General features: G+C 69.0%; 14 protein-coding genes. 7 read left to right on the plus strand and 7 right to left on the minus strand.

Going from position 1 to position 15,388, the window contains the following annotated elements:
* Positions 1-5: 5 nt before the first annotated feature.
* Positions 6-752, plus strand: a complete 747-nt coding sequence (locus tag ACZ6YV_RS08805; RefSeq protein WP_465509054.1) for a potassium channel family protein — start codon at positions 6-8, stop codon at positions 750-752.
* Here ACZ6YV_RS08805 and ACZ6YV_RS08810 read toward each other — a convergent pair.
* The 3 genes from ACZ6YV_RS08810 to ACZ6YV_RS08820 form a co-directional block, all read right to left on the minus strand.
* Positions 709-2,595 (minus strand): acyl-CoA dehydrogenase family protein, encoded by a 1,887-nt coding sequence (locus tag ACZ6YV_RS08810; protein ID WP_465509055.1) that lies wholly within the window; start codon positions 2,593-2,595, stop codon positions 709-711. The two genes, ACZ6YV_RS08805 and ACZ6YV_RS08810, sit on opposite strands and share 44 nt — an antisense overlap.
* 65 nt (positions 2,596-2,660) lie before the next feature.
* Positions 2,661-4,022, minus strand: a complete 1,362-nt coding sequence (locus ACZ6YV_RS08815) for a glycoside hydrolase family 28 protein (RefSeq protein WP_465509056.1) — start codon at positions 4,020-4,022, stop codon at positions 2,661-2,663.
* A gap of 69 nt (positions 4,023-4,091) precedes the next feature.
* Positions 4,092-4,652, minus strand: a complete 561-nt coding sequence (locus tag ACZ6YV_RS08820) for a hypothetical protein (RefSeq protein ID WP_465509299.1) — start codon at positions 4,650-4,652, stop codon at positions 4,092-4,094.
* A gap of 183 nt (positions 4,653-4,835) precedes the next feature.
* Between ACZ6YV_RS08820 and ACZ6YV_RS08825 the strand changes: the two genes are divergently transcribed.
* Positions 4,836-5,342: a hypothetical protein gene (locus ACZ6YV_RS08825; protein ID WP_465509057.1), complete on the plus strand. Its 507-nt coding sequence runs from the start codon at positions 4,836-4,838 to the stop codon at positions 5,340-5,342.
* Here ACZ6YV_RS08825 and ACZ6YV_RS08830 read toward each other — a convergent pair.
* Positions 5,323-7,341: a thioredoxin domain-containing protein gene (locus tag ACZ6YV_RS08830; RefSeq protein WP_465509058.1), complete on the minus strand. Its 2,019-nt coding sequence runs from the start codon at positions 7,339-7,341 to the stop codon at positions 5,323-5,325. The two genes, ACZ6YV_RS08825 and ACZ6YV_RS08830, sit on opposite strands and share 20 nt — an antisense overlap.
* A 64-nt stretch (positions 7,342-7,405) precedes the next feature.
* Between ACZ6YV_RS08830 and ACZ6YV_RS08835 the strand changes: the two genes are divergently transcribed.
* Both ACZ6YV_RS08835 and ACZ6YV_RS08840 read left to right on the plus strand, forming a co-directional pair.
* Positions 7,406-8,773: a 3' terminal RNA ribose 2'-O-methyltransferase Hen1 gene (locus ACZ6YV_RS08835; RefSeq protein ID WP_465509059.1), complete on the plus strand. Its 1,368-nt coding sequence runs from the start codon at positions 7,406-7,408 to the stop codon at positions 8,771-8,773.
* Positions 8,770-11,262 (plus strand): polynucleotide kinase-phosphatase, encoded by a 2,493-nt coding sequence (locus ACZ6YV_RS08840; RefSeq protein WP_465509060.1) that lies wholly within the window; start codon positions 8,770-8,772, stop codon positions 11,260-11,262. Before ACZ6YV_RS08835 ends, ACZ6YV_RS08840 begins: the two co-directional genes overlap by 4 nt.
* A gap of 100 nt (positions 11,263-11,362) precedes the next feature.
* Here the strand turns inward: ACZ6YV_RS08840 and ACZ6YV_RS08845 are convergent, their stop codons facing one another.
* Together ACZ6YV_RS08845 and mca are read right to left on the minus strand one after the other, a co-directional pair.
* Positions 11,363-11,710, minus strand: coding sequence for a hypothetical protein (locus ACZ6YV_RS08845; RefSeq protein WP_465509300.1), 348 nt, complete (start codon positions 11,708-11,710; stop codon positions 11,363-11,365).
* A 38-nt stretch (positions 11,711-11,748) separates the two neighbouring features.
* Positions 11,749-12,642: a mycothiol conjugate amidase Mca gene (gene mca, locus ACZ6YV_RS08850; protein ID WP_465509061.1), complete on the minus strand. Its 894-nt coding sequence runs from the start codon at positions 12,640-12,642 to the stop codon at positions 11,749-11,751.
* A 145-nt stretch (positions 12,643-12,787) separates the two neighbouring features.
* On the opposite strand from mca, the gene ACZ6YV_RS08855 reads away from it, so the two are divergent.
* From ACZ6YV_RS08855 to ACZ6YV_RS08865, 3 genes are all read left to right on the plus strand, one after another.
* Positions 12,788-13,243, plus strand: coding sequence for a DUF4307 domain-containing protein (locus ACZ6YV_RS08855; RefSeq protein ID WP_465509062.1), 456 nt, complete (start codon positions 12,788-12,790; stop codon positions 13,241-13,243).
* Positions 13,244-13,442: 199 nt separating this feature from the next.
* The gene (gene greA / locus ACZ6YV_RS08860) at positions 13,443-13,943 is read left to right on the plus strand and encodes a transcription elongation factor GreA (protein WP_465509063.1); all 501 of its coding nucleotides are present in this window, start codon (positions 13,443-13,445) and stop codon (positions 13,941-13,943) included.
* A gap of 90 nt (positions 13,944-14,033) precedes the next feature.
* Positions 14,034-14,837 (plus strand): MBL fold metallo-hydrolase, encoded by an 804-nt coding sequence (locus ACZ6YV_RS08865; protein WP_465509064.1) that lies wholly within the window; start codon positions 14,034-14,036, stop codon positions 14,835-14,837.
* Here the strand turns inward: ACZ6YV_RS08865 and ACZ6YV_RS08870 are convergent.
* On the minus strand, positions 14,834-15,307 hold the full coding sequence (locus tag ACZ6YV_RS08870; protein ID WP_465509065.1) for an Lrp/AsnC family transcriptional regulator: 474 nt from the start codon (positions 15,305-15,307) through the stop codon (positions 14,834-14,836). The two genes, ACZ6YV_RS08865 and ACZ6YV_RS08870, sit on opposite strands and share 4 nt — an antisense overlap.
* Positions 15,308-15,388: the final 81 nt, after the last annotated feature.

Here is a 15,388-nt window from a genome sequence, read left to right on the forward strand (position 1 = left end):
GCCCGATGTGGGAAAAGCGGATGGAATGGCCGCTCAACGCCGCCGCCGTACTGTTCCTGGCCGCGTATGCCTGGCCGATCCTCCAGCCCTCGCTCGGGCACACCGGCCGGGTCTGGTGCGAGGTCGTCACCTGGCTCTCCTGGGCGGTCTTCGCCCTGGACTACGGCGTCCGCCTCAAGCACGCGGAGGACAAACGGGCGTTCCTGAAGAGCAACGTCTTCGACCTGCTGATCATCGTGCTCCCACTGATCCGGCAGCTGCGGCTGCTCCGGCTGGTCACGGTGCTCAACGTCCTCAACCGCAACGCCGGCCTGTCGCTGCGCGGCCGCGTCGTGGTCTACACGGTGGGCGCGACGGCGCTCATCGTGTTCTGTTCGGCGCTCGCCGTGCTCGACGCCGAACGGGCCACGCCGGACGCGCCGATCACCGATTTCCCGGACGCGGTGTGGTGGTCCATCACGACGATCACCACGGTCGGCTACGGCGACCGCTATCCCGTCAGCGGCGCCGGCCGCGTCGTCGCGGTCGGGCTGATGGTGGCCGGGATCGCCCTGCTCGGTGTGGTCACCGCGACGCTGGCGTCGTGGCTGATCCGCCGGGTGACCGAGGCCGACGAGAGCGCGCAGGCCGTCACCCGCGAGCATCTCGACGAGCTGACCCGCGAAGTCAAGGCGTTGCGGGCCGAGCTCGCCGAGCAGCGTGCCGGACTCAGTCCTGAAGCATCGGAGCCGCTAGGTACTGCTCGGGGATAGCGAAGGCGTCCACGAGCGTCCGCGCGTGCGGGCGCAGGTCGGCGCACAACGCGTTCACCGCGGCGGTGACGGCCTTCGAGCGCCCGGAGGTCAGGCGCCCGTGTTCGAGGAACCAGCCGCGGTCCGCCTCGATGTTCGCGAGCGCGTAGAGGTCGCAGACCCGCTCCAGCAGCTCCCGTGCGTCCGCGTCGGCGCAGCGCTCGATGGCGTTGATGAACGCTTCGAGCACCACCCTGTCGACGTGGGCACGTCCGGCGCGCAGCACGTGGTCCTGCGCGTCGTTGAAGACGCCGAAGGGGTCCGAAGCGGCTTTACGCAGACGCTGCGCGACGCCGCCGAGTACGTGCTCTTCGCGGTCTTCGAACAGCTTCAAGTGCCATTCGCGCGAGTACAGGACGTCGCTGTCGTCGGCGTCGGTGAGCCGCTCGACGACCTTGCGCGCGGACGTCCGTTCGATCACGGCCTCGACGAACTGCTCCGCCACGAACCGCGCGGTCGCGAGCGGGCTCAAGTCTTCGAAGTGGTCCTTGTAGCTGGTCAGCAGGCCTTTCGCGACCAGTTGCAGCAGTACGGTGTTGTCGCCCTCGAAGGTGGTGAAGACGTCCGTGTCGGCCTTCAGCCCGGCGAGCAGGTTCTCCGACAGGTAACCGGAACCGCCGCACGCTTCGCGGGCGGTCTGGATGGTCGCCGTCGCGTGCCAGGTCGAGACGGCTTTGATCCCGGCCGCACGCGATTCCAGCTCCCGCTGCTCTTCCTCCGGCGCGTCCTCGGCGATGTCGTTCAGTGTCGCGACGAGCGCTTCCTGCGCGAAGTGCAGCGCGTACGACGTCGCCAGCGCGGGCAGCAGTTTCCGCTGGTGGGCGCGGTAGTCGAGGATCACGACCTCGTCGCCGTCGGGCCGCGCGAACTGCCGCCGCTGCTCGCCGTACCGGACGGCCAGGGCCAGCGCGCGTTTCGTGGCGCTGCCGGCGCTGCCCGCGACGCTGACCCGGCCGCGGATGAGCGTGCCGAGCATCGTGAAGAACCGGCGGCCGTCGCTTTCGATCGGGCTCGTGTACGTGCCGTCCTCGGCGACGTCACCGAACCGATTGAGCAGCGCTTCGCGCGGAACCCGCACCTGGGTGAACGTGAGCCGCCCGTTGTCGACGCCGTTGAGGCCCGCCTTGCGGCCGCAGTCCTCGATCTCGACGCCGCGCACGTTCTCGCCGCGGATCGGCACCAGGAACGCGTGCACGCCGCGCGATTCGCCACCGGTGATCAGCTGCGCGAACACGACCGCGAGTTCACCGTCGCGGGCGGCGTTGCCGATGTACTCCTTCGTCGCGCCCCGGTCCGGCGTATGCACGACGAACTCGCGCGTGGCCGGGTCGTAGGTCGCGGTGGTGCGCAGGTGCTGGACGTCCGAGCCATGGCCGTGCTCGGTCATCGCGAAGCAGCCGAGGACGTCGAGATCCTTGATCCTGCGCAGGTAGCGCTCGTGATGGCGTTCGGTGCCGAGCAGCTGCACCGCGCCGCCGAACAGCCCCCATTGGACACCGGCCTTGACCATCAGCGAGAGGTCGCCGAAGCCCAGCATCTCGAACGACATCACCGAACCGCCGACGTCGCCGCCACCGCCGTGCGCCGGGTCGAAGCCGAGCCCCGGGCGGTCGGTTTCGGCAAGCTTGCGCAGCCACTCGAGCACCTGGGCCCGGTGTGCTTCGACGTCCAGGTCGACGGGGTCCTTGAAGTCCTCCGCCGCCATCTGCGCGCGCACCGCTCGGCGTAGCTCGGCCCACCGTCCATCGAGGACGGTGGTCAGCGCGTCCGGGTCGATCTTCGCGGGAAGTCCTGGTGTGTCCACGATTCCTCCGATGCGGTGCGGTCTGCGTTCAGCCTGCCGCACCGCTTCGGAGGGCGCAGCACGAATCAGACCGGTTTCCCGTTGATCGTCGTGTTCTCGAACCGCAGGTCATCGACGTGTTCCAGGGTGTTCTCCGTGCTCGCGACGCCGCCGAAGCGGCAATCGCGCACCCGCAGGCCCCGAACGTGTGAGTTGGGCAACCCGCGGACGTCGAACGCCGCCCGCCCGCATTTCGTGCTCGCCGAGTCGCTGATGGTGAACGGCCCGAACCGGGGGACGTACGAGCCGGTTTGGCCGTTGTAATCCGGCAGGACATACACGAACGAGCGGGCGAAGGTGCCCGAGACACTGTCGAGGTTGATGTTCTCGGTGAACCCGCCGCGCAAGGTGTTCGATTTGACGTACAGCGCGTACTTCGTCTCTCCAGTGACGGTGAGCTTGTACGCGTAGACATCGCTGATGCCGCCGGTCTGCTCGCTGCCGCAGGTGATCGCGCCCCAGTTGCCGTCCATCACACAGTTCGCGACGACGATGTTCCGGCACGGCACGCCGATCCGGCGGCCGTCGGCGTCCCGGCCCGATTTGAGCGCGATGTTGTCGTCGTGCGCGCCGAGATGGGAATTCACGATCACGACGTGGTCGCAGGACTCGGGGTCGCAGGCGTCGGTGTTGGAGTGGGCGGTGCTCGCGTCCGTGCGGACGCCGTCGATCGTGACGTTCCGGCACAGCGTGGGGTGCAGTTGCCAGAACACCGGGTTCTTCAGCGTCACGCCCTGGATGAGCACGGTGTCGCACGAGTACGGCTCGACGAACGTCGACCGCATGGCGTGCCCGGAGCCGGGAACGATCCGCTTCTCCGGCGGGATTCCCTCGGCCACCAGCGATTCCAGGTACTCGCGGTCCTTGCCCTTGTTCCAGGAAGCCGTATCGGCCGCGTCGAGCGTGCCCGGCCCGGTCACCGCGATGTTGGATTCCTTGTACGCGTAGATCATCGGCGACCGGTTGACGCATTCGATGCCCTCGTAGCGGGTGAGCACGTTCGGGAACTTCGAGGCGTCGGAACCGAATTTGAGTACCGCGCCCGCGGCGAGATGCAGGTCCACGTCGCTTTTGAGGTACACCGCACCGGTGACGAAGGTGCCCTTCGGCACGACGACGTGCCCGCCGCCCCGCGCGTTGGCCGTCTCGATCGCCTTCTTGATCGCGGCGGTGTTGTCGGTCTTCCCGTCGCCCTTGGCACCGAAATCGAGGACGGAGAACGTCCGGTCCGGGAAGACCGGACGTTTCGTCCGCGCGACGATGTCGTTGGCTTCGGGCCAGGGAAGTTTCAGGGCCGGGGCCGCCGAGGCGGTGGACGCGAGCAAGGGGCTCGCGGCCACCACGAGACCGCCCTTGATCAGCCAACGCCGGGAGAATCTGCCGTCCATGACGCCTTCTTTCGCAAGAGGACTTCGGTGAAGACGGCGGAATCCCGACTCTAGGGGCGGACCCCGGTCTCAGGAAAGGTCCGGTCCCTGTGAGCGGAGATCGTCGACCTTGGTCATCGCCTCCCGGAGCTCGGCGAGCCAGCTGTCCGCGTGCTCCCCGACCAGCCGGACCGCCCAGGCCAGCGCTTCCGACCGCGAACGGGCGACGCCGGCGTCGACGAGGGTGTCGAGGACCAGGCGCTCGGGCTGCCGCAGCCTGGTCATGACCGGCGCCGAATGCGTGGTGAACAGGTGCCTCGTGCCGCCGAGGCTCGCGCCCCAAGCGACCTTGCGCTGATACCGGTGCTCGGCCTGGCGCGCGATCTCGATCCGCTCGTCGCGGGTCTCCTCGCGGAACCGGCTGATCCGGCCGTCCTCGGCCGCCGCACGGGCCGCGTCGTCGGCGTATTCGCCGCTGAGCGGCTGGAGCTCACCGACGATGACGATCTCTTCGCGATCCACCGTGACCACGGGGTCCCCGGTGAACCAGCCCTCCGGGAGCCGCCCGCCGAACCACGCCGCCGCGTCGTCCGCCGAAGGGATATCCGCCTGCTGCCAGCCGCCCCGGCCCTTCCAGCCACCGCGTCCCATATGTCTCGCCGTCCTGAAGTAGGTGTGCATGCTCGCCTCCGCGATTACATGATTACAACGCTACCGACGCTACGCTCGCAGCGGCCGACAGTCAGCCGTGTTCTCCCCCGGCGAAACCCGAGGCAACCTGATGACCTGCGCGAACGTGTCTCCTTCGGCAGCACCTGGGGAAAGGGGCACAACATGCTGAAGAAGGCCATGATCGGCGCTCTCATGTTCGGAGCGGCTCAACTGGCGGTGATCGCGCCCGCCTCGGCGGCCACCGATCCGTCGTGGGGCCTCGCGCCGAGCGAGGTCGAACCCGGCGGGCAGATCTACGCCGAGACCAGGGCCGCCGCGGGCGGCTGCACCCCGAAGGGCCCGGTGACCTCGCCGGGTCTGGCCGAGCCGGTCACATGGACCATCGGCGGGAACTTCGGGAAGTACGGCGGCTACGGGCGCGCGGTGAAGACGCCGGGCAAGTACGTCGCGACCCTCACCTGCACCGACGGACGCAAGTCGACCCGGCCGTTCACGGTGATCGGTGTCCCGCCGACCACCACCACGAAACCGGGCAAGCCGACCACCTCGACGAAGCCGCCGAAGTCCACGACGGCCAAGCCGAAGCCGAAGCCACAGGTCGCGGTGAAGCCGGTCGGAGCACCGCAGACCGGCGGCGGCGCCTTCGGCCCTATGGCGTGGGACTGGTGAGCTGAACGCGCAGGTCTTCCGGGGAGGTGACCGGCCGCTCGCACACGTACCCACGGCACACGTACGCGGCAGCGCCGCCCTCGACCAGCGGGCGGTCGGCGAGCAGCGGCACGCCCTCGGCTTCCGGAGTCCCGCTCACGACAACCGCACCGTCCGGCAGCGACGCGACGGCCGCGGCCAGCAGGTCCGCGCGCGAGGCGGCGTCCGGTCCGACGACGGCCACCTGGACCGGGCCCGCGGCTGCGGCTTCGGCGACCGTGAGCCAGTGCCCGGCGAAGCGCGGCGCGTGGGCGGCGAGCCGTCCCGCGCGCGCCAGCGCCTGCTCGGCCGCCTCGCGGTAGCGGCCCACCTGATCGTGCCCGGCCAGCACGGACGCGGTCAGCAACGCGTTCGCCAGCGCCGAAGCCCCCGACGGGCTCGCGTTGTCGGTCGGGTCGGAAGGCCGCTGCACCAGGACTTCCGCGTCGTCGGCCGTGTCGTAATAGGCACCCGGCGAGTCCGGGATGCCGAAGTGGGCCAACGCGAGGTCCAGCAGGGTGATCGCGTCGGCGAGCCACCGCGGCTCCCCGGTCACCTGGTGGAGTTCGAGGAGCCCTTCGGCGAGGCATGAGTAGTCCTCCAGCACCCCGGCCGTCGTGCCGACGACGCCGTCGCGCGAGGTCCGGCGCAGCCGTCCGTCCACGAAATGGGTTTCCATCAGGAAAGCCGCGGCACGAGCGGCCGCATCGATCCACTGTGGACGATTCAGCCGCGAGCCCGCCTTGGCGAGCGCACCGATCGCGAGCCCGTTCCACGCGGCGATGACCTTGTCGTCACGGGCGGGCTGGGGGCGTCCGTCACGTGTGGCCAGCAGGGCACGGCGGACCCGCTCGTAACGCGTTTCGTCCTCTGGGTGCGGCTCACGCAGCCGCAGAGTCGACGCGCCGTGCTCGAAGTTGCCCCGTTCGGTCACCTGGAACAGCTCGGCCGCCCAAGCGCCGTCCTCCTCGCCGAGCACTTCGGCGAGTTGCGCGGGAGTCCAGACATAGGTGAGACCCTCGACGCCGTCAGTGTCCGCGTCGAGCGAAGCGGCGAAGCCACCTTCGGCAGTCCCGAGATCGCGAAGGAGGAATTCCGCGGTCTCCTCGACCGTGCGCCGCGCGTAGTCGAAGCCGGTCACGCCGTGGAACTGGGCGTAGAAACGCAGGAGCAGACCGTTGTCGTACAACATCTTCTCGAAGTGCGGCACTTCCCACCGCGCGTCGACCGAGTAGCGCGCGAAACCACCGGCGAGCTGGTCGTTGAGCCCGCCGAGCGCCATCGCTTCGGCGGTGTGCCCGACCGAGGAAAGCTCCGATCCGGTGCGCTCGTGGTGACGGAGCAGGAAGTTCAACGCCATCGTCGGCGGGAACTTCGGCGCTCCCCCGAATCCGCCGCTCTCGGCGTCGTACTCCTTGCCCAGCGAAGCGACCGCGGCTTCCAGCGCCACACCGTCCACAACGGACTCGGGCAGTGGCCCGCTCTTCTCCGTGAGATGCGCGATGATCTGCTGAGCGCCTGAACGCAGCTCGTCCGGACGCTCACCCCAGGCCTCGGCGACCGCGACGAGCAACTGCGAGAACGACGGCATCCCCGGCCGCGGCGACGGCGGGTAGTAAGTGCCGCAATGGAACGGCTCGCCCTCCGGCGTGAGGAAACACGTCATCGGCCAGCCGCCCTGACCGGTCATCGCCTGCGTGGCCGCCATGTACACCGAATCGATGTCCGGGCGCTCCTCGCGGTCCACCTTGATGTTGACGAAGTTCGCGTTCATCAGCGTCGCGGTGGCTTCGTCCTCGAAGGACTCGTGCGCCATGACGTGGCACCAGTGGCAGGCCGCGTAGCCGACCGAGAGCAGGATCGGCACGTTCCGCCGCTTCGCCTCGGCCAGCGCCTCCTCGCCCCAGGGCCACCAGTCCACCGGGTTCTCGGCGTGCTGCAGCAGGTACGGACTGGTCGCGGCCTTCAGGCGGTTCGACATGCCACCAGGGTCGCACGCGGAAAAGCGGGCGCGCGGAACGCACCGTCTGCGCGACACTGAGCCGGTGTTGCTGACCATGACGACCACCCGGACACCCGCCACCGACCTGGGCTTTCTCCTGCACAAACATCCGGAGAAGGCGCAGTCGTTCACGCTGTCGGCCGGGACGGCGCACGTCTTCTACCCCGAGGCGGCCGACGAACGCTGCACCGTCGCGCTGCTGGTCGAGATCGACCCTGTCGACCTCGTGCGCGGCGGCGGGACGTCGTTGACCCAGTACGTCAACGACCGGCCGTACGCCGGGGGTTCGTATCTGGCGGTGGCGCTGCGGGCGGCCTTCACCACGGCGCTGGCAGGCCGATGCGCGAACCGGCCGGAGCTGGTCGACGAGCGGTTCCCGCTGGAGATCCATGTCCCGTCGTTGACCGCGCGCGGCGGCGCCGAGGTCGTCCACAAGCTGTTCGAACCCCTGGGCTGGCAGGTCGAAGCGAAGACGATCCCGCTCGACCCCGAATTCCCGCAGTGGGGCGATTCCCGTTACGTCGATCTCCGGCTGACCGGGACCCAGCGCGTCGTCGACGCGTTGCGGCACCTCTACGTCCTGCTGCCCGCTCTCGACGGCGACAAGCACTACTGGATCGGCCAGGACGAAGCTGACAAGTTGCTGCGGGTCGGTGAGGGCTGGCTCGCCGAGCATCCGGAGCGGGACCTGATCACCAACCGGTACCTCGAACGGCGTCGCCCGATCGTGTCGTACGCGCTCGCGCAGCTGGCCGAAGCGGACGACGTCCCGGCCGAGAGCGAAGCCCGCGTCACCGAACTGCCGGACCGACCCGAACCGCTGGCCGTGCAACGCCAAGGGAGCGTGCTCGCGGCGCTCCGGGCGGCGGGCGCGAGGCGCGTGCTCGATCTCGGCTGCGGTGCCGGCGCGCTGCTGCGCGTGCTCCAGAAGGAGCCGTCGTTCACGGAAATCGTCGGTGTCGACGTGTCCGCGAGCGCGCTCGACATCGCCGACAAGCGCCTCAAGGACAAATCGCGGATCACCCTGCGGCAGTCCGCGCTGACCTACGCGGATCCGTCGCTGGCCGGGTACGACGCGGCCGTGCTGATGGAGGTGATCGAGCACGTCGACGAGGAGCGCCTGCCCGCGCTGGAGCACGCCGTGTTCGGTGTCGCCGCGCCGCGGACCGTGCTCGTCACGACGCCGAACGCCGAATACAACCGGCACTTCGAATTCCTCGAAGAGGGCCGGTTCCGGCACGCCGACCACCGTTTCGAATGGACACGCGAACAGTTCCGTTCGTGGGCCGAGGGCGTCGCGTCCCGTCGCGGCTACGACGTCCGTCACCTGCCAGTGGGACAGGAGTCCCAGGAATCAGGACCGCCGACCCAAATGGCGGTCTTCACGTCTCGAAAGGAGGCCGTGGCATGAAACTGACCATTCCCGATATGTCCCTCGTCGTGCTCGTCGGGGCCTCCGGCTCCGGCAAGTCGACCTTCGCGCGGACGCATTTCGCGCCGACGCAGGTCCTGTCCAGCGACTACTTCCGCGGCCTGGTCGCCGACGACGAGAACGACCAGAGCGCCTCGGCCGCCGCTTTCGACGTGCTCCACTACGTCGCGGCGAAGCGGCTCGAAGCGGGCCGGATCACGGTGATCGACGCGACGAACGTCCAACGCGCTTCCCGCGCGAGCCTGCTGAAGCTCGCGAAGGAGTACGACGTCCTGCCGACGGCGATCGTGCTGGACCTGCCGGTGAAGGTCTGCCACGAGCGCAACGAGTCCCGGCCGGACCGTGACTTCGGCGAGCACGTCGTCCGCCGTCAGCGCGGCGAACTGCACCGCTCGCTGAAGTCGTTGGAGCGCGAAGGTTTCCGCCGCGTACATGTGTTGCGAAGCGAAGCCGAGGTCGCCGAAGCGGAGATCGTCGTCGAGCCGCTGCGCAACGATCTCCGCGAGCTGACCGGACCGTTCGACGTCATCGGCGACGTCCATGGCTGCCGCGAAGAGCTGGAGGAACTGCTCACCGAACTGGGGTACGCCGACGGTGTGCATCCCGAGGGGCGCACCGCGGTGTTCGTCGGCGACCTCGTCGACCGCGGCCCCGACACGCCGGGCGTGCTGCGCCGCGTGATGGGGATGGCCGAGGCGGGCAGCGCGCTGGTCGTCTGCGGGAACCACGAACAGAAGCTGGTCCGCGCGCTGAACGGGCGCAACGTCAAGCTGACGCACGGCCTCGCGGAGTCGCTGGAGCAGCTTTCGGCACAGGACGAGGACTTCCGCGCGAAGGCGCACGCCTTCTGCGAAGGACTCATCGCGCACTACGTTCTCGACGACGGCAAGCTCGTCGTCGCGCACGCCGGACTGCCCGAGAAGTTCCACGGGCGCGCGTCCGGCCGGGTGCGGAGCACCGCTCTCTACGGTGACACCACCGGCGAGACCGACGAGTACGGCCTGCCGGTGCGGCTGCCTTGGGCGCGCGACTACCGCGGTACCGCGATGGTCCTCTATGGACACACGCCGACGCTGGAACCGGAGTGGATCAACGGGACCATGTGTCTCGACACGGGCTGTGTCTTCGGCGGTAAGCTGACCGCTTTGCGTTACCCGGAGCGAGAAGTCGTTTCGGTGAAGGCGAAGAAGGTCTGGTACGAACCGGCGCGCCCACTCGAACCGGCGCGGCCGTTGGGCGGACGCGAGCCCGCGGTGCTGGAGCTGGGCGACGTCACCGGGAAGCGGATCGTCGAGACCCACCACCACGGCCGGGTCGGCGTGTCCGCCGAGCAGTCGGCGGCCGCGCTCGAGGTGATGAGCCGCTTCGCCGTCGATCCGCGCTGGCTGCCGTACCTGCCGCCGACCATGGCGCCGTGTTCGACATCCGCCTTGGACGACTACCTCGAACACCCCGAGGAGGCGTTCGCAGAGTTCCGCGCGGCGGGGGTCGATCACGTGGTGTGCGAAGAGAAGCACATGGGTTCGCGTGCCGTCGTGCTCGTGTGCCGTGACGACGACGTGGCACCCGCGCGGTTCGGGATCCAGGGGTCCGGCGCGGTGTACACCCGCACCGGGCGGCCGTTCTTCACTCCGGAACAGAACGCCCAACTGCTCGCCGGCGTGCGGGAAGCCGCGTCAGGGCTGTTCGAGGAACTGGACACGGGCTGGCTGCTGCTCGACGCGGAGTTGCTGCCGTGGAGCGCGAAAGCGGGGTCGCTGATCTCCGGCCAGTACGCGGCCGTGGGCGCGGCGGCTCAGGCGGTACTGCCCGCCGCCGTCGCTTCACTGGACGCGGCGGCCGCTCGCGGGATCGACGTGTCGGAACTCGTGACGCGGACACGCATCCGTGAGTCCACTGTGGACGCGTACCGGCAGGCGTACCGGCGCTACTGCTGGCCGACCGACGGACTCGACGGCGTCCGGCTGGCGCCGTTCCAGATCCTGGCGTCGGAGGGACGCGCGTACCACGACCGCCCGCACGAGTGGCATCTCTCGCTGCTGGACCGGCTCACCGGCGACCTGTTCACCCGCACGCGGACCCTGTCGGTCGACACCACCGACCCGGCGTCGGTGGCACGCGGCGTCGAATGGTGGCTGGACCTGACCGGCGCGGGCGGCGAGGGCATGGTCGTCAAACCGGCGGCGAACCTGACGCGCGGCACGCGCGGGCTGACGCAGCCGGGAGTGAAGGTGCGCGGGCGGGAGTACCTGCGGATCATCTACGGGCCGGACTACACGCTGCCGGAGAACCTCACGCGGCTGCGCAAGCGCGGGCTGCACCGGAAGCGGGCGCTGGCGTTGCGCGAGTACGCGCTGGGGCTGGAGGCACTGGAGCGGCTGGCGCGCGGGGAACCGCTGTGGCGGGTGCACGAGTGCGTGTTCGCGGTGCTGGCGCTGGAGTCGGATCCGGTCGACCCGCGCCTCTGATGAGCCGAGGAAACTCGACCTTCACACCTTCCCCAAGTACGTGAAGGCCCCCTTCATTGCGCCTAGCGCAATGAAGGGGGCCTTCACGTACTTACGAGCGTCAGTCGGACTTGGCGGCCGGCTTCTCCGTCTTCACGGCCGGCTTCTCCGCGTCAGCCCCCGAAGCACCATCAGCGGGAGCGTCCCCCGCAGAGGCGGCCTTCTCCTCCGAAGAAGCGGCGGCAGGCTCGTCGAAACTCTCCGGCAGCCGCTTCAGGTGCTTGGTCATCGAACGCACCAGCAGCGCGACGGCGACCAAGAACAGGATCAGGATCAGGAAACCCACCGGCGACGACTTGCCGAAGTCCTCGCCTTGGCCGCCGTTGTCGCCGTTGCCCGGCTGCTGCGCCAGGAACTGCGACGCCGCCGTCACCGGGACGACGGCGAACGCCGGCACCACGACCGTGATCATCGCGCCTCCGCGGGAAAAATTACGTCGGCGTGCATTTAGCCCTCCTTCAAACCGGCGAACAGATCGTCCTCCGGCAGGGTGCTGTCCACCAGTGAGCGGACCAGCTCGTACTCCTCGGTCGGCCAGACCTCGCGCTGCAGATCGCGCGGGACGGCGAACCAGCGGCTGTCCGGGTCGATCTGGGTGGCGTGCGCCTTGAGGGCCTCGTCACGCTGTTCGAAGTAGTCGCCGCACTCGACGCGGGTGGTCACCCGGTCCATGACGTCGGCCTTCTCCGGGTCCCACGACTTGAGCCACTCCTCGTACGGCGACTCCAGGCCGCGCGCGAGCAGGCCCTCGTGGAACACGGTCATCCTGGCGCGCGAGAACCCGTGCACGTAGTACAGCTTCATCGGCTGCCACGGCTCGCCCGCCTCCGGGTAGCGCTCCGCCTCGCCCGCGGCGTCGAAGGCCGCGACAGAGATCTCGTGCGTGCGGATGTGGTCGGGGTGCGGGTACCCGCCGTTCTCGTCGTAGGTGACGATCACGTGCGGGCGGAACTCGCGGATGACCTTCACCAGGGCACCGGTGGACTCTTCGAGCGGGATGACCGCGAACGAGCCCTCCGGGACCGGGGGCAGCGGGTCGCCCTCGGGCAGCCCCGAATCGATGAACCCGAGCCAGGCGTGGCTCACGCCGAGGATCTTGGCCGCGCGGGCCATCTCCTCCCGGCGGATCTCGGTCATGTTGCTCAGTACTTCGGGACGGTCCATGGCCGGGTTCAGCACGCTGCCCGCTTCGCCGCCGGTACAGGTCACGACCATGACGTCGTGCCCTTCGGCGGCGTACTTGGCCATGGTGGCGGCGCCCTTGCTCGACTCGTCGTCGGGGTGCGCGTGCACCGCCATCAGGCGGAGGCGTGACTTCGGCGGTTCCTTGGCTAGCACCATGCTCCGAACGTCCCCTTCTCGTTCTCTATTCCCCTGCGACCCTGCCTGACGGCCCGCCCGGCCGGGCGCGGATACTCGAGGGGAACCACTCGCATACGACCCCATTGTCCCTGCGAGCACGACGACACCAACCGGGAGGCCCGGGTTGAGCACGGGACAGGATGCTCCCACCGCGGAAAGCACCCGGACGGACCCGCCCGAGGGCCGGTACGGCAAGACCCGCGCCGCGAAGCCGGCCCGCTGGCGACGCCTGGTGTTCGGAGTGATCGCGCTGCTGGTCAGCGGCGGCATCGCGTACGCCATGTTCCTGAACTTCGGCAGCGCGCCCATCGACGGCGAACGCGTCTCGTTCGCCGAGAAGCCGGGCGACGCGATGGAGATCACCATCAACGTGACCAGGAACGACGTGAACCGTCCCGGCGTGTGCGTCGTCCGGGTCCGTGACAAGGCAGGGGCGGAGAGCGGCCGCAAAGAGGTCCTGATTCAGCCTGGTTCGAAGAACAGCAGGGTGACTACCACCATCAAGAGCATCGGAAAGCCGGTCACGGCTGATATCTTCGGATGCTCATACGACGTACCACGGTACCTGTCAAGGCCATAGCGGCCAACGGGGTGAAACAGGCGCCCAACGCCGAGGCGCGACCGAATTCCTCCGGCGGCGATACCTCGCGCCGTGTTACTCTGATCTACCGGCACGGCCCAAGACGGGCCGTGTTTTTCCTTTATCTCAGCCAGGCCGACGCGCCATGCCGGCCTGGTGGCCGGCTTGTACACCCAAGCCTGGCAGGCCCTACTAGGAGATGGTGACCGTGAGCGACACAAAGGTGACCTGGCTGACCCAGGATGCCTACGACAGGCTCAAGCAGGAACTCGACCACTACATCGAGCTCCGCCCGGTCATCGCCGCGAAGATCAACGATAGCCGGGAAGAGGGCGACCTCAAGGAGAACGGCGGCTACCACGCCGCCCGCGAAGAGCAGGGCCAGCACGAAGCCCGCATCCGCCACCTCCAAGAGCTCCTCCGTTCGGCCAAGGTGGGCGAGCCGCCCGCCAACGACGGCAGCGCGGGACCGGGCAAGGTCCTCACCGTGCGTTACGACGGTGACGACGAGAACGAGAACTTCCTCTTGGCGACCCGCGAAGAGGGCACCGAGGGCGGCCTGGACGTCTACTCGCCGGAGTCCCCGCTCGGCAAGGCGCTGCTCGGCGCCAAAGAGGGCGAAACCCGTGAGTACGAGCTGCCCAACGGCAGCATCCAGAAGGTGACGCTCGTCAAGGCCGTGCCGTACACCGACAAGTGAGCCTCCGCGCGCCCGGCCCGATAGCCCGATATGGCCGGGCGCGCATATGAGCCGTTAGCGTGACCCTCCGGAGAAATCTGGAGGGAAACGATGAGCGAACTACCGATCTGCGTCGCCTGCGGCATGCAGTACGCGGAATCCCGGTCCGACTGCCCGGTCTGCGAGGACGAACGTCAGTACGTCCCGCGAGCCGGACAGCAGTGGACCGATCTGAACACCATTCGGGCGAGCGGGACGTACGCGGCGCGCATCGAGGAGCAGGGGCCCGGCCTCGTCGGCGTCGGGTCCACCCCCAACTTCGCCATCGGCGAGCGGGCACTGCTGGTCAAGGCCGAATCCGGCAACTTCCTGTGGGACTGCGCGGGCTTCATCGACGACGACCTGGTCGCCCAAGTCCGCGAGCTCGGCGGGATCACCGGCATCGCGATCAGCCACCCGCACTACTACACCACCATGGTCGAATGGGCCCACGCCTTCGACGCGCCCATCTACCTGCACGAAGGCGACCAGCAGTGGATCGGCAGGCCGGACCCGGCGATCAAGCTGTGGAGCGGCGCGACCCTCGACGTCGCCCCCGACCTGCGGCTGATCAACCTCGGCGTGCATTTCACCGGCGGGACGGTGCTGCACTGGCCGGGCGGTGAAAACGGCCGCGGCGCGGTGCTCTCGGGCGACATCCTGCAGGTCGTCCCGGACAGGCGCTTCGTCGGCATGATGTACAGCTACCCGAACCTGATCCCGGAGCGCCCGGAGATCGTCCGCCGCGCGGCCGAGATGCTCGAACCGTACGAGTTCGAGGCGATCTACGGCGCCTGGTGGGACGCGATCATCCGCACCGACGGGCACGAGGCCGTCCAGCGGTCGGCGAAGCGGTATCTGGCCCAGGTCAGCTAGCTTCGCGCCAGCCGTTCCAGCAGCGGCCGTACGCGCGGCGGAACCGGCGTCGACAACGCGATCGACGTCGACGTCCGCCGCACGTACGGCGCGCCGACCACCTCGTCGACCACCCGCTGCAGGTCGTCGTTGTTGCGCGCCACCATGCGCACGAAGAGGTCGCCCTGACCTGTCGTCGCGTAGACCTCGCACACCTCGTCGATCGCGGACAGCGCCTCCGCGACCTCGGCCCGGCGGCCCTGCGCGATCTCCAGGACCGCGAACGCGGTCAGGCCGTATCCCATCGCCGCGAGGTCGAGTTCGGGCGGGAAACCGCCGAGGATCCCGCGTTCGGTCAGCCGGTCCAGCCGGGCCTGCACGGTGCCCCGCGCGACCTCGAGACGGCGAGCGCATTCGAGCACGCCGAGCCGGGGTGAGTCGGTGAGCAACAGCAGCAGCCGCGCGTCCAGCTCGTCGAGTACTTCCGACATCGTGCCTACCTCCTGCGCAGGTTGTCCACTATGACTGCGCCACCTGCCGCTGGACTGGGCATAGTGCGCAGCGAAATCTTT

The sequence above is a fragment of the Amycolatopsis sp. NPDC102522 genome, from assembly GCF_055584485.1.